17 protein-coding genes are annotated in these 18,619 nt (G+C 64.6%); 6 read left to right on the top strand and 11 right to left on the bottom strand.

Annotated features, from left to right (window positions below):
• The 7 genes from QZY07_RS04480 to QZY07_RS04450 form a co-directional block, all read right to left on the bottom strand.
• A partial coding sequence (locus QZY07_RS04480; RefSeq protein ID WP_295400115.1) for an ATP-binding cassette domain-containing protein occupies positions 1-251 on the bottom strand: 251 nt, incomplete at its 3' end.
• Positions 252-318: 67 nt separating this feature from the next.
• Positions 319-573 carry a molybdopterin converting factor subunit 1 gene (gene moaD, locus QZY07_RS04475; RefSeq protein WP_295400113.1) on the bottom strand — a complete coding sequence of 85 codons (255 nt, stop codon included), beginning with the start codon at positions 571-573 and terminating at the stop codon, positions 319-321.
• A 27-nt stretch (positions 574-600) separates the two neighbouring features.
• A complete protein-coding gene (gene glp, locus QZY07_RS04470) occupies positions 601-1,857 on the bottom strand; it encodes a gephyrin-like molybdotransferase Glp (protein ID WP_295400112.1) in 1,257 nt (418 codons plus the stop codon).
• Between the two features lie 6 nt (positions 1,858-1,863).
• The gene (gene moaB / locus QZY07_RS04465; RefSeq protein ID WP_295400109.1) at positions 1,864-2,394 is read right to left on the bottom strand and encodes a molybdenum cofactor biosynthesis protein B; all 531 of its coding nucleotides are present in this window, start codon (positions 2,392-2,394) and stop codon (positions 1,864-1,866) included.
• 34 nt (positions 2,395-2,428) lie between these two features.
• Positions 2,429-4,681, bottom strand: a complete 2,253-nt coding sequence (gene recQ, locus QZY07_RS04460; RefSeq protein ID WP_295400119.1) for a DNA helicase RecQ — start codon at positions 4,679-4,681, stop codon at positions 2,429-2,431.
• 151 nt (positions 4,682-4,832) lie between these two features.
• Positions 4,833-5,228, bottom strand: coding sequence for a hypothetical protein (locus QZY07_RS04455; protein WP_295400108.1), 396 nt, complete (start codon positions 5,226-5,228; stop codon positions 4,833-4,835).
• 460 nt (positions 5,229-5,688) lie between these two features.
• Complete coding sequence (locus tag QZY07_RS04450; protein ID WP_295400106.1) at positions 5,689-6,663, bottom strand: sodium ion-translocating decarboxylase subunit beta; 975 nt, start codon at positions 6,661-6,663, stop codon at positions 5,689-5,691.
• Between the two features lie 379 nt (positions 6,664-7,042).
• On the opposite strand from QZY07_RS04450, the gene pbpC reads away from it, so the two are divergent.
• From pbpC to QZY07_RS04425, 5 genes are all read left to right on the top strand, one after another.
• Entirely contained in the window at positions 7,043-9,175 is a 2,133-nt protein-coding gene (pbpC, locus tag QZY07_RS04445; RefSeq protein ID WP_295400118.1) for a penicillin-binding protein 1C, read from the top strand.
• Positions 9,176-9,275: 100 nt separating this feature from the next.
• Complete coding sequence (locus QZY07_RS04440) at positions 9,276-9,530, top strand: hypothetical protein (RefSeq protein WP_295400105.1); 255 nt, start codon at positions 9,276-9,278, stop codon at positions 9,528-9,530.
• A gap of 46 nt (positions 9,531-9,576) precedes the next feature.
• Positions 9,577-11,607 (top strand): TonB-dependent receptor, encoded by a 2,031-nt coding sequence (locus QZY07_RS04435; RefSeq protein WP_295400099.1) that lies wholly within the window; start codon positions 9,577-9,579, stop codon positions 11,605-11,607.
• A 16-nt stretch (positions 11,608-11,623) separates the two neighbouring features.
• Positions 11,624-12,214 (top strand): hypothetical protein, encoded by a 591-nt coding sequence (locus QZY07_RS04430; RefSeq protein WP_295400096.1) that lies wholly within the window; start codon positions 11,624-11,626, stop codon positions 12,212-12,214.
• Complete coding sequence (locus tag QZY07_RS04425) at positions 12,207-13,634, top strand: diguanylate cyclase (RefSeq protein WP_295400094.1); 1,428 nt, start codon at positions 12,207-12,209, stop codon at positions 13,632-13,634. Before QZY07_RS04430 ends, QZY07_RS04425 begins: the two co-directional genes overlap by 8 nt.
• Positions 13,635-13,884: 250 nt before the next feature.
• Here QZY07_RS04425 and QZY07_RS04420 read toward each other — a convergent pair whose 3' ends face one another.
• From QZY07_RS04420 to trxA, 3 genes are all read right to left on the bottom strand, one after another.
• Positions 13,885-14,175 (bottom strand): BrnT family toxin, encoded by a 291-nt coding sequence (locus tag QZY07_RS04420; protein ID WP_363183715.1) that lies wholly within the window; start codon positions 14,173-14,175, stop codon positions 13,885-13,887.
• Positions 14,176-14,335: 160 nt separating this feature from the next.
• On the bottom strand, positions 14,336-15,592 hold the full coding sequence (rho, locus tag QZY07_RS04415) for a transcription termination factor Rho (protein ID WP_295400092.1): 1,257 nt from the start codon (positions 15,590-15,592) through the stop codon (positions 14,336-14,338).
• Between the two features lie 193 nt (positions 15,593-15,785).
• Positions 15,786-16,112 (bottom strand): thioredoxin TrxA, encoded by a 327-nt coding sequence (gene trxA / locus QZY07_RS04410; protein WP_295400090.1) that lies wholly within the window; start codon positions 16,110-16,112, stop codon positions 15,786-15,788.
• Between the two features lie 225 nt (positions 16,113-16,337).
• On the opposite strand from trxA, the gene QZY07_RS04405 reads away from it, so the two are divergent.
• Positions 16,338-18,071, top strand: coding sequence for a DEAD/DEAH box helicase (locus QZY07_RS04405; RefSeq protein WP_295400088.1), 1,734 nt, complete (start codon positions 16,338-16,340; stop codon positions 18,069-18,071).
• A 73-nt stretch (positions 18,072-18,144) separates the two neighbouring features.
• Here QZY07_RS04405 and QZY07_RS04400 read toward each other — a convergent pair whose 3' ends face one another.
• A complete protein-coding gene (locus tag QZY07_RS04400; RefSeq protein ID WP_295400086.1) occupies positions 18,145-18,516 on the bottom strand; it encodes a Uma2 family endonuclease in 372 nt (123 codons plus the stop codon).
• Between the last annotated feature and the right edge of the window lie 103 nt (positions 18,517-18,619).

Below are 18,619 nucleotides of genomic sequence, written 5' to 3'. Positions count from 1 at the left end.
GCCGTGGCCTGGAACTGAATGCCGATGGACTGACGATATTCGCGATCCAGCGGTTGGCCCTTGAACAGCACGCGCCCCGAGGTCGGCGGCTGGATGCCCTCCAGCATCTCCAGGGTCGTCGTCTTTCCGGCCCCGTTCGGTCCCAGCAGACCGAAGCACTGCCCGGACTCGACCCTGAAGCTGATGCCGTCCACGGCGCGCACGCCGGGATAGAGCCGGATCAGATCATGCGCTTCGATCAAAATCGTCATGATAAAGCCGCCATCTTGGGACGATGCCATCGTCCGGATCTCGGAACGACTGGTTGATGAAGCACATTCAGCCCCCGGTCACCGGCGGAAAAAATGCAACCTCGTCGCCATCGCGAATGGACGTTCCGGGCTGGACAATCTCCTGATTGACCGCGCTCATGAACCGCTCGCCCTCGCCGAGCGCCTCCGCCCAGAGTCCGCCGCGCGCACGCAAATGCGCCAGCAGATCCGCGATCGTGCCGACCCCCGCCGGCAGATCCAGTCGTTCCTCCTGACAGCCGAGCCGTTCGCGCAGTCGGGCAAAGTAGAGAATCTTGATCATTGGGTCTGGATTCGCTCGGTTGAAGGGTCAGTGCAGCAAATCGGCGAACGGCATGAAATCAACCAACTCACCGCGCCGGGTCGCCCGTCCCGGCGGAATCTCGATCAGACCGTCCGCCCAGGCAACCGAAGACAGAACCGCCGAGGAGCGGGTCGGAAAGACCGCCAGTTCAAGCTCGCCATCGTCGCCGGTCTGAAGACGGGCGCGATGGAACTCGGTCCGTTTGTCCGGTTTCGGCCAGTCGAACCCGGCGCGGATCTTGAGAACGCGCGGCGCGAGATCCCCCGTCGCCCCCTGACGCCGCAGCACCACCGGACGGGCAAACAGACAGAAGGTGACGAAGAGCGACACCGGATTACCGGGCGCGCCCAGAACGGGCGTGCCCTGGACCCAGCCGAACGCGACCGGCTTGCCGGGACGGATCGCGATATTCCAGAGATCCAGGGTGCCGATCTTCTCGACCGCGGGCTTGAGATGGTCCTCCTCGCCGACCGACACCCCGCCGCTGGCGAGGATCAGATCCGCCTCGCGCGCCCCGCGCGTCAGTGCGTCGGTGGTCGCGTCCAGGGTATCCGCGACGATCCCGAGATCCACCACCTCGCAGCCCAAGCCTTGCAGCAGACCGATCAGCAGAAAACGGTTGGAGTTGTAGATCTGACTCGGCCCCAGCGGCTCGCCCGGCATCGCCAGTTCGTCGCCGCTGGCCAGGATCGCGACCCGCAGACGCCGATAGACCGGCAAGCGTGCGACGCCGACCGAGGCGGCCAGCCCGAGATGCTGGGGCGCGAGCCGCGTGCCGGCGGCGATCACTTCGGCCCCGGCGCGGATGTCCTCGCCGGCGCGGCGGATGTTCGCGCCGGCCTTGCAGTCCAGCGGGATGCGCACCCGGTCGCCGTCGCGCTCGCAGATCTCCTGCACCACCACCGTATCGGCACCGCCCGGAGTGGGCGCGCCGGTGAAGATGCGCGCGGCGGTTCCCGGCTCCAGATCGACGCCGGTCGACCCGGTGGGAATCCGTTGACCGACCCGCAGCCAACCGTCCTCCGCGGCCAGATCCGCGTGACGGATGGCGTACCCGTCCATCGCGCTGTTGTCCCAGCCGGGGACATCGATGGCGCTCGTCACCGGCGCCGCCAGCACACGCCCGAGCGCCGTGTCGGTCGTAATGGATTCGGTGTCCACGATCGGCTGGACCCGCGACAGCAGAAAGTCGATGGCCTCCTGCTTGGTCAGCGTGGGGCGTTTTTCCGCGGCTGGAGCCGGGCAGTCGTTGTGGGTCGTCATAGAGCTTCAGCGTTCGCGCAGACGCGGGATGAGTTGGGCGAAATTACAGGGTCGGGTGCGAATATCCAGTTGGGGCAGCAGGATCCCATCCCAAGCCGTCCGGCAGGCGCCGGTCGAGCCCGGCAGACAGAAGACGAAGGTGCCGTTGGCCAATCCGGCGAAGGCGCGCGACTGGAGGGTCGAGGCGCCAATCTCGGCGAACGAGATCTGGCGAAAAAGCTCGCCGAAGCCTTCGACCACCTTGTCGAGCAGCGGCGTGACGGCCTCGGGCGTGCTGTCGCGCCCGGTGACGCCGGTCCCGCCGGTGCTCAGGACGACCTGCACCTCGGGATCGGCGATCCAGCGCGAAACTGCCGCACGCAGTTGATAGACATCGTCACGGACAATCTCTTTCGCCACGACCCGGTGACCCGCCGACTCGGCGCGTTCCTTCAGCAGCTTGCCGGAGGTGTCCTGGTCCTCGCCCCGACTGTCCGAGACCGTCAGCAGCGCGATGTTAAGCGGTAGAAAGGGCTGTTCGGTAAAATGCTCGGTCATTGTTCAACTCTCAATCGGTTGTCCATCTGGGCGATCAATCCTCCGAAGGTCTCCCCATCCCCGCCCGCACGCAGCGCAGGAGCCCGTAATCGTAACGCCCCTCGAAGGCATCGAAGACCGGTTTCAGCCCCATCATCGCGCCCTCGGGCAGTTGGTCGAAGGCGAATTCGATCCGTCGCCGGGTCTCTGCGTCGAGCGTGACCACGTCCTCGACCGTCAGCTCCCCTTCCTCGATGCACCGCGACAGATGGGTGTAGATCGTCGTGGATTTGAGGTTTCGATGCAGGGCGATCGCCTCCGGATCCATCCCTTTGCGGAAAAGTTCCAGGGTGACCACGAGCGTGTCGCCCAAATCTCCGGACTCCCAGATTCGCCCCGCGGACGGCGCGGCACGGGCGACGGACCGCAACGGCAGCGGCGGCAGCCCCGACGGACGGCCATGCCGTGCCGCGTGCTCGGACAACACCCGCAGAAACTCCGCGCCGAAGCGTTCCAGCTTGGCCTGTCCGACTCCCGTGATCTGGCTGAGTTCGTCCCGCGTGCGCGGACGATAGGTCAGGATCTCGCGCAGCGTGGCGTCGGCGAAGATGACATAGGCGGGCACGTTCTGCGCCAGCGCCAGTTGGCGACGCTGCTCGCGCAACGCCTGCCACAGCACCGCCGCCTCCGGATCGGTCGGGGCCGCGGACACCGGGGCGCGCGACGAGGCACCGCTCTTGCGCTCGGGATCGCGGCGCAGCCGGATGGCACGCTCGCCGCGCAGCAGCGGGCGGCTCTGCTCGGTCAGCTTGAGCGCGCCATGGCCTTCCATGTCCACCGCGACCAGGCCCGCCGCCACCAGTTGTCGGTAGACCGAGCGCCATTGATCGGCGCTCACGGGCTTGCCGTCGACCTCTTTGCCGATGCCGAAGGTGCTCACCCGGTCGTGTCCGAAGCGACGGATGCGTTCCAGGCTCTTGCCGAGCAGCACATCGACCAGATAGGCGCTGCCGAAGCGCTGGCCGGTACGATAGATGCACGACAGCGCCATCTGGGCCGCAAGCGTGCCGTCCCAGGTCTCGACCGGCTCCTGGCAGGTATCGCAGTTGCCGCAGGGCTTGGGCAGGGTCTCGCCGAAATAGTGGAGCATCACCTGACGCCGGCACTCGGTGGTCTCGCAATACCCGAGCATGCCGTCGAGCTTGTGCAGCTCGATGCGCTTGAAGTGCTCCTCCGCCTCCGAGTCCTCGATGATCCGGCGCAGCATCACCACGTCGCCGAGCCCATAGGTCATCCAGGCATCCGCCGGCTGACCGTCGCGTCCGGCGCGGCCGGTCTCCTGATAATAGGCTTCGAGACTTTTCGGCAGATCCAGATGGGCGACGAAACGCACATCCGGCTTGTCGATGCCCATGCCGAAAGCGATGGTCGCCACCATGACGACGCCCTCCTCGCGCAGAAAACGGGCCTGATGCGCGCGGCGCGTGTCGGCGGGCAGACCGGCATGATAGGGCAGCGCCGGAAAGCCCTGCCCCTGGAGAAAGGTCGCGGTTTCGTCGACCCGGCGGCGCGACAGACAGTAGACGATGCCCGCGTCCTCGGGATGCTCGCGACGCAGAAAGGCCAGCAGTTGCTGACGCGGATTGGCCTTTTCGACGATGCGGTAGCGAATGTTCGGGCGGTCGAAGCTGGAGACGAACTGGCGCGCCCGGCCCAGGCTCAGACGGGTGACGATCTCGTTGCGGGTCGGGGTATCGGCGGTGGCGGTGAGCGCGATGCGCGGCACCTGTGGCCAGCGCGTGTGCAGGCGGTCGAGTTGGATATACTCGGGCCGGAAGTCGTGCCCCCATTGAGACACGCAATGCGCCTCGTCGATGGCGAAGAGCGCGACCGGAATGCGGTCGAGCAGATCCTCGAAGCGCTCGGTTAGCAAACGTTCCGGAGCGACATAGAGCAGATCCAGCCGACCCGACAGAAGCGCCTGCTCGACCGCGCGCGCCTTGTCGGGGGTGAGCGAGGAGTTCAGAAAGGCCGCCCGCACGCCAAGCTGCGTCAGCGCGTCCACCTGATCCTGCATCAGCGCGATCAGCGGCGAGACGACGATCCCGGTTCCCGGACGCAACAGCGCCGGAATCTGATAACAGAGCGATTTGCCACCGCCGGTCGGCATCAGCACCAGCGCATCGCCCCCGCCAATCACCAAATCGATGATCTCAGCCTGAGCGCCGCGGAAGCGATCGAAGCCGAAGACCCGGTTCAGAAGGCGCAGCGGCGTTTCGTCCAACTGGTCCATCCGGGCGTCGGTCATCGTGTCAGCCACCGTCGCTCGGTCCGCGCAGCGGACCCTACGGTAGGGTCCGCTGCGCGGACCATCGGCCGATTGGCTTTGGCCGGAGCCGTCGCCACTATTTCAATCGGGTCAGTCACTCTGGATGATCGCTCCGTCAATGGTAACCGCCTCACCAGCAGGGCGCCGCGACGCTCGACATCGCACCGAAGGCATCCCAGGGGGTCGGCATCGGCATGCCACCCCAAGGGCCGCCGGACTTGACGCGAATCACGTACTCGGCCCATTGCAGCGGACGCGGCAGATAACCGACCTGGGCGGCAATCGCATGCAGTTCGGAGACAAAGGCGATGTCGCACCCGGTCGCGGAACCCGGCGCGGCCGTGCACAGATCATGGCGCATGCAGGCGGCGTCGAAGGCATCGACCGGCGGCGGAAAGCCGCCATTCGGATAGTTGATCCCGCACCAGTTGCCATAGAGCGGCATGCATTTAAACGCGGCGGATTCGGTGGCTAGGGCGGCGAGCAGTGCACCGGTCAGACATTTCAGAATCGTTGCGCGGGTCATGGGATCTCCTCGGTTTGATCAGAGGTGAGGTGGATAAGGAAAATTTTTTCAGCACGTTTCGGGAACAGCAGGACGTCCAGCGCCCGTCTTCGATTTTTGCAAATCGCCGGGTTGATTGCGCACTGTCAGCATTCCTGAGTCGTCACACGGATCCGTTAAAAAGCCAATAACTTATAGCTTTTCGAGTGTGATTGAACCTCATGATTTGACGACGGAGAATAAGAATGAACAAACCGAGCGCAATGCAAATCGTGTTGGCATCGGCGGCCTTGGCTTGGTTGCTGAGTATGCCATACGAATTGGTGCTAGCGGCAAAGGCAGACGTGGTCGCTTTGGAAGACCTCGGGAAACGGGGCTTTTCGACCCGATTTCATGCCCAAAGGGGAAACCATCCTGCTCCAGTTGCCATGACCCCAGCGCCGGCTGGACGGGGCCGAATTCAAAATGGATGCGGTTTCAATCAAGGCCCAATCAACGCCAGCAGCAACCCCGCCGCGACCGCCGAGCCGATGACCCCGGCCACGTTCGGCCCCATGGCATGCATCAGCAGGAAGTTGTGCGGATCCGTTTCCTGCCCGACCTTGTTGGCGACCCGCGCGGCCATGGGCACGGCGGAGACGCCGGCGGCGCCGATCAATGGGTTCATCTTACCGCCCGTGGCGTAGCACATGACCTTGCCCATCAACACCCCGGCGGCGGTGCCGATGCAGAACGCAAAGGCCCCGAGCAGCAGGATGCCGAGCGTTTCCAGGTTGAGAAACTTGTCCGCCGAGAGCTTGGAGCCGACCGCCAGGCCCAGCAGGATGGTGACGATGTTGATGATCTCGTTCTGGGCCGCGCGGCTCAGACGCTCGACCACGCCGGCTTCGCGCAGCAGATTGCCGAAGGTCAGCATCCCGATCAACGGGGCCGCCGAGGGCAGCAGCAGGGCGCACAGGATCAGCACCACGAAGGGAAACAGGATGCGCTCCAGCCGCGAGACCGGACGCATCTGCTCCATCACGACGGCCCGCTCCTTGTGCGTGGTCAGCGCGCGCATGATCGGCGGCTGAATGAGTCGCGAAGATGCCGAATTGGGCCGCGGCCCCGAGTAGCAGAGTGGTTGGTTTTCCATGTTGGTCAGCATGCCGCCCGGCACCTGGGCGACCAGAATGCGCGAGTCCACGCCCTTCAGCGCGCCCTCGAAACGGGCGTATTTCTTGCGCACCTCGCGGAAATAGGCGGCGATCTCTTCGAGCAGCAGCCTCTGCTGGGGCGTGTTGGGCATCGCCGCCTTGAGTTGGCGCAAACGGTCCCAGGGATCCTCACCCAGATAGCGGATGCAGGCGTCGAAGGTCGTGCCGCCCCAGGTTTCCAGCGACCAGTAGCCCACCTGATCCAACTTTGCGGCGATGGGGAGCATGTCCTCAATGCGCATGCGGGTTGCGAGCAGCATTGATGGGCATCGCGCAGGACGACATCGGTGATACCAAGCGGAGGGTGTTGAGTTATGGAGCCTGTTTCTGTCAGTGTGCCCGGACCGGACGCGCTCGGCGCCTGGAGCAAAGGTGATCGATGGAGTACGGAAGAATCGGCGGGGACGAGCGATGGGGTCTCAGTGGTGGCGACGGTAACGCGCGACGGCAGCTGCGATGACCGCGATCAGGTCGTCGGGCGCGGCGGACGGAGACTGCGGTTACGTGGTCGGAAGCGACAGCGCCTCCTCCGGCGCCAGGCGCAGGCTCTCGATTAATAACGCACTTTCATTCATGCTCTAGGATCCCATCGGGAAAGCCAATCGGCTCGGATACCGCAAACTCGCGAGCGTAACCGTGATGAGGGCAATCGGCAAGGTTTGGCGGCGTCGCTGGCGGGCTTTCGCCCTGAGCGGTCTGCTCGTCGCGCTGATCGCGGGTGCCCTGTCCAGCATCAATGCGCGCATCGCCGCCACCGAACTCCCCGCGATCAATCCCGTCGTTTCTTCCCTCATGCTCGACCGGGATGGGCGTTTGCTGCGTCCCTTCACCGTCGCTGGCGGACGCTGGCGCCTGCCGGTCAGTCTGGATCAGGTCGATCCGGGCTATCTCGCCATGCTGCTGGCGGTGGAGGATCGACGTTTTCGCGCGCATGCCGGCGTCGATCCGCGCGCGCTACTGCGTGCCGCCTGGCAGTTCATGACCAACGGACGCATCGTCTCCGGTGGCTCCACTCTGACCATGCAAGTGGCCCGGCTGCTGGAGGGCGAGTCGACCCGACGGCTGTCCGGCAAGCTGCATCAGATCCGCCTTGCGCTGGCCCTGGAACGCCGGCTGGACAAGAACGCTATTTTGACCGCTTACCTGACGCTGGCGCCCTATGGCGGCAATCTCGAAGGGGTACGCGCCGCCGCGCTGGCCTGGTTCGGCAAGGAGCCGCACCGTCTGAGCGCCGCCGAATCCGCCCTGCTGGTGGCCCTGCCCCAAGCGCCGGAGTCGCGTCGCCCCGATCGCGACCCGGCCGCCCTGCGCCGGGCGCGCGACCGCATTCTGCAACGCGCGCATCGTCTCGGCGTCATCGACGGGATCGCGCTGGCCGCCGCGCTGCGCGAACCGGTGCCGACCGAGCGGCGACCCTTCCCGATGCTCGCCGCCCATCTGACCTGGCGCTTGCATCGGGCGCACCCGGAGCAGGCCAGCCAGCGCCTGACCATCGATGCCGGGCTCCAGCAACGCCTGGAACGCCTGGCCGCCGAGCGCGCGCCCGCGCTGGGCGCCAAGGTCTCGCTCGCCCTGCTGGCGGTCGATCACGTCACCGGCGAGGTGCTGGCCGCGGTCGGTTCGGCGGATCTGTTCGACGACGGGCGACGCGGCTATATCGACATGACCCGCGCCCCGCGCTCGCCCGGCTCCACGCTCAAGCCGCTGATCTACGGGCTCGCCTTCGAGGACGGCATTGCACACCCCGAAAGCCTGATCGAGGATCGCCCGAGCGGCTTCGCCGGCTATGTCCCGACCAACTTCGACCGCGAGTTCCAGGGCACGGTGACGGTGCGCCGGGCGCTGCAACTCTCGCTGAACATCCCCGCGATCCAGCTTCTCGACGCCGTGGGACCGGAGCGTCTGGCGGCGCGTCTGCGCCGCGCCGGCGCCCGTCCGCGGCTGCCCGACCGATCGCCGCCGGGGCTCGCCATCGGACTGGGCGGGGTCGGTCTGACTCTGACCGATCTGGTGCGACTCTATGCCGCCATCGCGCGGGGCGGAGCGGCGGTCGTGCTGAAGGAGCGGCTGAATGGAACGCACACGGGAAACGCGCTTGGGGTGCCAAGCGATCCGTCCGCCGCGACTCACGGACCGCCGGTGCTCGACGCGCGCGCGGCCTGGTCGGTCGCCTCAATTCTCGCCGGCGCGCCCACCCCGATGCACACCCCGACTGGCGGCATCGCCTTCAAGACCGGCACCTCCTATGGCTACCGCGACGCCTGGGCAATCGGTTTCGACGGTCGTCATGTCGTCGGCGTCTGGACCGGACGCCCGGATGGCGCGCCGGTGCCGGGTCTGGTCGGTCTGGAGGCCGCCGCGCCCATCCTGTTCGACGCCTTCGCCCGTCTGGGTCCGCGCGTCCCGCTGCCGTCGGCACCGCCCGGTATCCTGACCGCCGCCAATTCCGCCGCGTTGCCGCCGCCGCTGCAACGGGTGCGCGACCCCCGACGCGCTGGCGCAGCGGATGCGACAGACGCTGTCCTGGAGATCGCCTATCCTCCTTCCGGTGCGCGGATCGATCTGGGGTTTGCGGCTGGTCGGGGCGCCGATCTGGCGCTCAAGGTTCGGGGCGGTACGCCGCCCTTTGTCTGGTTCGCCAATGGCGTGCCGATCATGCGCGCGCCCTTCGACCGCACCGCCCGCTGGACCCCGGATGGTCCAGGATTCGTTGTCATTTCGTTGATCGATGGCCGGGGTGCGGCGGCACGCGCGATGGTGTTTCTGGAGTGAAATTTATTGTCTGTGAAAAACGCAACCGGTAGCCGTAAAATACAACCGAACGAACGGCTGTCTCCATCAACACGTATTGCCGCGCATGGGGTGATTGCACATGGACCGTCGCCTGAGCGAGATGTCCGCAACGTATGAAGCAGCCAGCAGCCAGCAGCCAGCAGCCAGCAGCCAGCAGCCAGCAGCCAGCAGCCAGCAGCCAGCAGCCAGCAGCCAGCAGCCAGAAATTGTCGTCCGCGGCGCCGCGTTGTCAATGCGGCCAATCGGCGATGGCGTTTCGTGTGTGCGGTTTCTGGACAGGCCTTCGCCGACACCGGATGCCGACGCCCGTATCGCCCATGCCAAATCACGCTAAACCCCTGCATCGCCCTCGCCGGATCCTAGGCGTTTCGTGCGGAGAGATGCGCGCATTCGGGCGTGCCGGCCTGCGCTCGCTCTGTCTTGGCGCCTGCCTGTTGTCGGTGCTCCAGGTGGGATCTGCCGCGGAACAGGCGGCGGACGATCCCGATCTCCACAACCTGCTCGCGCTCCTGGAAACCGAAACCGAACTCGCCACCAAGACGGGCATGAACGCGAACTTCATCCCCGGCATCGCGACCGTCCTGAACGGCGACGAACTGCTCGCGCGCGGGGCGCGCACGGTCTGGGAGTCGCTGTCGCTGGTGCCCGGCATCACCCAAGGGCTCGAAATGACCGGCGAGCGTCAGATCCTGAGCCGTGGCGTGGGCTTCGGCTACGCCTCGGGCAATGTCAAGATCCTGCTCGATGGCGTATCCATGAACTCCACGCTACTCGCGACCGCCAACGCGGTGCTCAACATCCCGATCGAGCAGATCGAGCGTATCGAGGTCATCCGCGGTCCCGGCTCCTCGGTGCATGGCGAGTATGCCTACGCGGGCGTGGTCAACATCATCACCCGCAAACAGGAGCGAACCCTGCATCTCCAGTCCAACGATGGCGCGGACACGGGCGGCGGCGGGGTCTGGAACTGGCATGATCCGAAGCGGAAGCTGCGTTTTTCCATGAACCTGGCCGGGCTTGAGGGCGATGGCAATCATGTCAAGGTCGCGGAGGATGCCCTGTTCTCGACCGGCGAGCCGGAACTCTCGAACGCGCCGGGTCGCTCCAACGAGGCCAGTCGCTATAAGGGAGTCTTCGCCGACCTGCAATGGCGCGACACCTTCGCATCGGTCAAGCTTCTGGAAGACGACTATGGCGATCATTTTGGGATCAACCACTTTTTGCCCCCACAGGATCATAATCTCGCCTCCCGGAATCGTTATCTGACCGCCGAGGTTGGACAGAACCTGCGCTTCTCCGAGTCGCTCGACGCGCGCGTTCGTCTGGAGGCATTGCAGCATGAGCGCGACCGCAACGATCTCTACGTGTTTCCCGCGAGCTATCTCGCCGACCAGCCGATCTACATGGATCAGGACTATCGCGAAACCCGCACTCTGGGGGCGGCCGACATCCACTGGCGGCCCGCGTCGCGTCATGAACTGCTGTTCGGGCTGGAGGCCAGTCAGGTGGAGGTCGACCAGGCAAGCTGGGACTGGTCCGGTCTGCCCTTCGAGATCCCCGCGACCTGGCTGGATCTCGATCGCGAGCGGCAGATTCTCAGCGCCATCGCGCAGGATCAGTTTCGCGTCAGCGAGCGGGTCACGCTGACCGGAACCCTGCGCTATGACGATTACAGCGATGTGGGCGCCTTCCTGAGTCCACGCCTGGCTGCGGTGTGGCGAGTCGATCCGGAGAACGTGCTCAAATTTCAGTATGCGCGGGCCTTTCGTCCGCCGACCTTCTATGAGCTGGAATATGCCGCCCAGTCTTCCCTCGACGCCAGCGAGATTGCGACCTACGAATTGGGCTACATCCTGACCAAATCCCAGTGGGAAGGGCACCTGACCCTCTTCCACTCCGACTTGACCCAGCCGATCGCCTTCGATGAGGTCGAGGATGACGGCTATGTCAACAACCCGGATACCCGACTGCGCGGGATCGAGTTGGAATACGTGCATCGTCTCGGTTCCAGGCTCAAACTCGATGCCAACCTGTCCTATGTGGATGCCACGCGCCCCGCCACCGATCAAGCCCTGCCGGGCGGCGCCAGCTTGTTGGGGAATCTGGCGCTGCTATGGAAACCGCGCGACCGCTGGACCGCGGCGTTGCAACTGCGCTATGTCGGCGAACGCGAGCGTCAGGAACTCACGATGCGCGAACCGATCGATCCCTACACGCAATTGGATTTCACCCTGAATTACCGCACGCCGGTCAAAGGGGTGTTTGCCTCTCTGGGGATCAAGAACCTGACCGATGCCGATATCCGCTATCCCGATCAGCTCACCAGTTTCGGCGGGGTCGATCTACCCTATGCGGATGGCTATCCGCGCCCTGGCCGCCGCTGGTGGCTGTCGGTCGGCTACGCCTTCTGACGGCGCCCCGCCCGCCATGATCCTCGCTGCCTCCATGCTGGCTCGGTCGCTGTGGCTGGGACTGTCGCTGTGCCTGCCGCTGTGGGTCGGGATGCCCGTGGCGCGTGCTGAAACCCCGGCGCTCTGGCAGGAGGACGCGCAACGTCTGCGGGTGGGACTGACGATCTTTCCCGCCTGTCTGGGCGCGCTGGAATCGCTGGACGACGCGCTCGCCCCGGACGGCTCGCTGCGGGTGCTGGTCGTCTACGAAGGGTCCGACGCGCCCGCCCGGCAAGCCGTCTCCAGCCTGGAGACCATCGACCGGATCCGCGGCCATCCGCTGCGCGCGAGCATCCTGTCCGCCAGCGCGCTCGATCAGGGGACCGGCGGGCGAGTGGCCGGGATCTTCGTCGCCAGCGTCGAGCTGACTCCCAAACGGTTGCGAACCTGGTCCGAGCGCGACCAGGTGATGGTGTTTTCGCCCTTCGCCGGCGCCGTGGAGGCGGGCGCGGTGGCCGGCATTCATGTCGCCGACCGGATTCTGCCGGCGATCAACCGAATCCAGGCGCAACGCGCCCGCATCCGCTTCAAGCCGTTCTTTCTAAAGGTGGCCTGGCAGTATGAATAAGACCGCCTTCACCGCCATCCTTCCTCGTTCGCCGGGATCGGAAAGAAATCTCGCGCTGATCTTTGGCCTGCTCGGTGTGATGCTCGCCGCCTCGATCGCGCTGCACTGGTTCCTGGTGCTGGAACCGACCCTGCGCGCGGAGGCCGAGAGTCGCGCGACCGCCCTGGCCTCCGCCCATCTCCAGGGGGTTGACGAACTGCTCGACCGCGACCTGCCGCCGGCGCGCCTGGAGCAGGAGTTGCTGACCCTGTTGGACGCTATCCTGCTGCTTAAGGAACAGCCCACGGGGATGCCATTCGTCCAGAGGATCGAATTGCGCTTCGACGATGGCGAGTTGGATGCGCCGCGCGGGAGTCTCGACCAGTTCCGGGGTGCCAGGAAGGAGGATTGCGCCAACTGTTTTGTCGCCGACATCCCGATCTACCATCCGCGCAGTCATCAGCTCATCGGGATCGCGACCTGTTACTCCAATCCCTGGGCGTTCGAGCATCTGATCCTGGACATCCGCGTCAAGCTGCTCTGGGTGGGCGGGTTCGTGCTTCTGCTGATCGGTATCGCCTGGTTGGAAACCAGCCGGCTGCTGCGGCGCCTGGGCGAAAGCGAGTCCAATCTGAGCAATGTTTTCGAGGCCGCGCCCTTCCCCATGATGCTTCACGAGCCCAGCCAACTCGGATTGCGACAGGCCAATCGCGCGGCCAAGGACTATCTCGCGCTCCGCGAGGATGCCAGCGGACGTTTCTCCAGCGAATCTTGGCTGGCGCTCAAGGCTGCCGGTTTGCCGGGCGACGACGGCGAGGCCCGCGAAATGCGTCTCCCCGCCACGGACGGCGCCCCGCGCTGGGCCCTGGTCTCGGCGATCGCCCTGCGGTTTTCCGGCACGGCCAGCCGGCTCGTCTCGCTGGTCGACGTCTCGGAGATGAAGCGGAGTCAGGACGAACTGCGCGTGGCGTCGCTCACCGACGGGCTCACCGGACTCTACAACCGGCGCTACCTCTTTCAGCGGCTGACCAGCGAGATCGACCTGGTCAACCGTTATGGCCATCCGCTGTCCATCGTCCTGTTCGATCTGGATCACTTCAAGACCGTCAACGACACCTACGGGCACGGCGCCGGCGACGAGGTTCTGATCCAGGTCGCCGCCGCGCTCGGCGACTGCATTCGCGATGTCGATGTCGCCGGTCGCTATGGCGGGGAGGAATTTCTCCTGATCCTGCCCCACTCGGACGCCTCGGACGCCATGGACGTGGCGGAAAGAATCCGCGTCAAGCTCAAGGAAAAGGCGTGGCCGCAGCCGCGCCTGCAAGTGACCATCAGCGGCGGCATCCGCCAATACAGTGGCGAAAGTCTCGATGAATTCGTCGAGGCCGCCGATCGCAAGCTCTATGAAGCGAAAGAGGCCGGGCGGGATCGGGCGATGTAAACCATCTTCCGAAAATTAGGCCGATCCATCGGCGCTCAGCCTTTGCTAACCGTTCGTCAGGCTGCGCTTGACTTCGTCTTGCGCCAATTGGAGAAGCAAGCGGAGCGCATGATTGACGGATGCGGAATCCTTGAAGACGCTTGCGACATCCGGCTCAAGGAGAACCACGTTCGTTCCCTCAAGATACGCTTTACGATGCCGACCGCGCTCGCCTTGTGCAAAGTCGTACTCGGGTCGCATGTCGCTTGACTCAATGTCTTGACTCATAGGATTTCTGCTCCGCTCGCGATGCCGGTCTTGCGGTGATGATGCGGATGTGATGTGGTTCGCGCTCAGTGTAGGAGACAACCAGGATTCGTCCCAGTTCAGATCGTCCAACGCTCAAAAATCGATACTCTCCGTGAGAGTGGTCTGGGTCCGAGATGGTCAGTTCCAGGGGGTCGGCAAAGATGGTCCGGGCTTCTTCAAAGCCAACACCATGTTTCTTGCGATTACTCGCTGCCTTGCCTGGGTTCCACTCGAAATCCATACGCTCAATCACTGTCAATCCGGGGGGGTTCCGCCCGGTGTCACGAGAACATCGCCGTCTGCCGCTGGAGATCGATCCAGAGGGGCACTCAAGAACGACACCCAAGACCGCCTTTATTCCGTTCGCGACAGCCGACAACCTGTCGGCGGTCCCAGGGGTCGACGCAAAACCGTCAGCCCTTCATCGAGGAAAAGAACTCGTCATTGGTTTTGGTCGCCTTGAGCTTGTCGTGCAAAAACTCCATCGCGGCCAGCTCGTCCATCGGATGCAGGATCTTGCGCAGAATCCACATCTTCTGCAACTCCGCCGGACCCATCAGCAGTTCCTCGCGGCGGGTGCCGGAGCGGTTGATGTTGATCGAGGGGAAAATCCGCCGCTCGGCGATGCGGCGATCCATGTGGATCTCCATGTTGCCGGTGCCCTTGAATTCCTCGTAGATCACATCGTCCATGCGCGAGCCGGTATCGACCAGCGCGGTGGCCAGGATGGTCAGACTGCCGCCTTCCTCGACATTGCGGGCCGCGCCGAAGAATCGCTTGGGTCGTTGCAGCGCGTTGGCGTCCACGCCGCCGGTCAACACCTTGCCGGATGAAGGCACCACGGTGTTGTAGGCGCGCGCCAGACGGGTGATGGAGTCGAGCAGAATCACCACGTCCAGCTTGTGCTCGACCAATCGCTTGGCCTTCTCGATCACCATCTCGGCGACCTGAACGTGACGGGTCGCCGGTTCGTCGAAGGTCGACGAAATCACCTCGCCGCGCACCGAGCGGGCCATTTCGGTGACCTCCTCCGGGCGCTCGTCGATCAGCAGCACAATCAGATAACAGTCCGGATGATTGTGTCCGATCGATTGTGCGATGTTCTGCAACATCATGGTCTTACCGGCCTTGGGCGGCGAGACGATGAGTCCGCGCTGACCCTTGCCGATGGGCGCGACCAGATCGATGGTGCGCGCCGTGATGTCCTCGGTGCTGCCGTTGCCGATCTCTAGCCCGAGCCGCTTGTTGGCGAACAGCGGGGTGAAGTTCTCGAACAGAATCTTCGACTTGGCGTTTTCGGGCCGGTCGAAGTTGATGTCGTTGACCTTCAGCAGCGCGAAATAACGCTCGCCGTCCTTGGGCGGACGAATCTTGCCGGAAATCGTATCGCCAGTGCGCAGCGCGAAGCGGCGGATCTGGCTGGGCGAGACATAGATGTCGTCGGGGCCGGCGAGGTAGGAGGCATCGGCGGAGCGCAGAAAGCCGAAGCCGTCCGACAGAATTTCCAGCACGCCGTCGCCGGAGATATCCTCGCCCCGCTTGGCCTGGGCCTTGAGGATGGCAAAGATCAGGTCCTGTTTGCGGGAGCGTCCGACGCCCTCGATTTCCATGGATTGAGCCAGGGCAACCAGCTCGGGGACAGGCGTCTTCTTCAGTTCGGTTAGATTCATCGCGATTTTCGTTAAAGGACAGAGGTCATGGCTGGTCGGCAGCGCCCGTGAAGGGCCAGAGTCGCGCGGGAAGGCGACTGAAGGGCGGCAGCTTACCGGAGAGAGGACGCCCGGTCGGGCGCCCCGTGTTGGTTTATTCTAGGCAATTTCCTGAAGGGCACGCAGGTATTTTCGGCAAAGTCGGCAATTCGCCTCAAAGGTTGCTGTCGATGAAAGCCGTCAACTGCGACTTGGACACCGCCCCGACCTTGGTCGCCTCGACCTCGCCGGCGCGAAACAGCATCAGCGTCGGGATGCCGCGAATGCCATAACGTGGCGGCGTGCCGGGGTTCTCGTCGATGTTGAGTTTGGCGACCTTGAGCCGGCCCGCGTATTCCCCGGCGATCTCGTCGAGCACCGGCGCGATCATCTTGCACGGCCCGCACCAGTCGGCCCAGTAATCCACGAGCACGGGGTCGGGGGATTTCAAAACCTCTTCTTCGAAAGAGTCATCGGTCACATGGACGATGCTATCGCTCACTGAAGTTATCTCCCATTGGTATTTTGCATTGAGTGGTATGAAAGGCGTGATGACCGGCCAGTGACGGCGGCGCGCGGATCGGCTTGAGGAGCGGGCGGGCGGATTGGCGTTGATAACGGCCCTTGGGTAAGATGCTATTTGATCCAAAGCGCAGACAATTTGCAAGCCTTGCCCGTTCGCGAGGCTCATGGCCTCAACGATCGACCATTCCGACAGCCAAATTTCATGACAGATAAACATCTCACCCAGATCCGTTTCGACGGCTTCGACCTCGATCCGCGCATCCTGGCTGGCCTCGCCGACGCGGGCTTTTCCCGCTGCACCCCGATCCAGGCCGAAACCCTCCCGATCGCCCTGGCCGGGCGCGATGTCGCCGGTCAGGCCCAAACCGGCACCGGCAAGACCGCCGCCTTTCTGCTGGTCGTCATGCAGCGACTGCTCAACACGCCGCCACCGCCGCCGGGACCGATCAGCCATCCGCGGGCGCTGATCCTGGCGCCGACACGCGAGCTGGCGGTGCAGATTCACCGCGATACCCTGCTGCTCGCCACCCACACCGGACTGCGCAGCGGTCTGGTCTACGGCGGCACCGGCTATCAACAGCAACGCGACGATCTGGCCGCCGGGGTCGATATCCTCATCGGCACGCCGGGCCGTCTGATCGACTATCTGAAACAGAACGTCTTCGATCTCAAGGCCATCGAGGCGGTCGTGCTCGACGAGGCGGACCGCATGTTCGACCTCGGATTCATCAAGGACATCCGTTTTCTGCTGCGGCGCATGCCGCCCCCGGAGTCGCGGCTCGGCATGCTGTTTTCGGCGACGCTCTCCTATCGGGTGACCGAACTCGCCTACGAGCACATGAACCGCCCGCTGCTGATCAAGATCGAGACCGACAAGATCACCGCCGACCGCGTGCGCCAGTGCTGTTACATGACTTCCAACGAGGAAAAGATCCCGCTGCTGATCGGGCTGGTGCGCGGCTGGGACGATGCCCGCATCATGGTCTTCGTCAACACCAAGCGCGAGGCGGACCGGGTCTGGGGCTATCTGCAGGGCAACGGCATCAACACCGCCGTGCTCTCCGGCGACGTGCCGCAGAACAAGCGTCTCAAGCTGCTGCGCGATTTCACCGAGGGCAACCTGCCGGTGCTGGTCGGCACCGACGTGGCCGCGCGCGGTCTGCACATTCCGGACGTGACCCATGTGGTCAACTACGACCTGCCGGAAGATCCCGAGGATTATGTCCACCGTATCGGGCGCACTGCGCGCGCCGGCGCGGCCGGGGACGCCATCGGCTTCGTCTGCGAGACCTACGCCTTCTGCCTGCCCGATATCGAAACCTTCATTGGCGCCAGGATTCCGGTCTTCCCGGTGGATCCGGCACTGCTGGCCGAGGTGGACCCGCGCAGCCGGCTGCGTCCGGCCCGCGAGGATCGGGAAGAGCGGCGCGACGGACGCGGCGCGACGCCCGCGCGGGGCGAGCGGGCCAAGCGCGAGGGTCCGGGCGCGCGCGCGGAACGGAGTCGAGCGTCAACGCCAAGACGCACTTCCGAAACCAGGCCAGTGGCGTCAGCCAAACCCGCTGAAGCGGCATCGACGGCACCAGTTGCAGCGCCGGTATCGACACCAGCGACGATACCGGCATCGACGACCGCGCCCGACCTCCAGCCGATCCCGCCCGCGCCCGCGCCCCCCGCCAGGGTCCGGCGACCGGCGACGTCCCGTCCCAAGGTCGAGCGAGCCGCGCTAACCAGTCGACCGCTCTCCCCAGCGAAACCAAAGCCCGAGCCCGCCCCGGCCACCTTGACCGCGCCGCTCGTGGAGTCCACCTTGGAACCCGTCACAAGCCTTGACGAAACCAAACCCAAGCGCCGCCGGCGTCGGCGCAAACCGACCGAGAACGGAGCGGACACGACTCAAGCCAACTCGAATCCGCTGCCGGAGACCGTGGAATAGCGCTCGGCGGCACGCTGGGCGAGTCAGCGCCCGCCTCTAACGTCGGAACTTGGCAGATCGCCGCCGCCCTGGATTAATCGTCGTGTCCCGCGTCGGGCTCCGACACATCGAAGCGGACATCCTCGTACACGTCATCTGTGTCGCACGAGAACTGAAGCGACGGGAGCACGAGCGGCGCGTCAGGCGCGAGCGGCCGGAACAGCCAGCCGTCTTCCTGACGGCAATAGAGTTCGATCACGCGACGGCGCGAGTCGATCAGCACATAGTCGCGTAGGCTGGGGAGTTTCCGGTAGCGCGCGAACTTTAGACCGCGATCATAGGCTTCGGTCGCGTCCGACAAGACTTCGACGATCACCGTCGGCGCTCGCTTGGCGTGGCGTTCGCCGGCATCGGCGGGATCGCAGGTGACGAAGACATCGGGATATATAGATCTCGTATTTATCATCCAGACATTTCATGGGAACAAAACTCATAAACATCTGTCTACAGCAGTATAAGTTGAATAGATTTAGAATGACGGGGTGTATCATGAAACCTAATTGGTTATC

Source organism: uncultured Thiocystis sp., from assembly GCF_903866365.1.
Classification (GTDB): Bacteria; Pseudomonadota; Gammaproteobacteria; order Chromatiales; family Chromatiaceae; genus Chromatium.
Note: the sequence above shows the minus strand (reverse complement) of the source record. Positions and strands in the feature narration are given on the sequence as shown.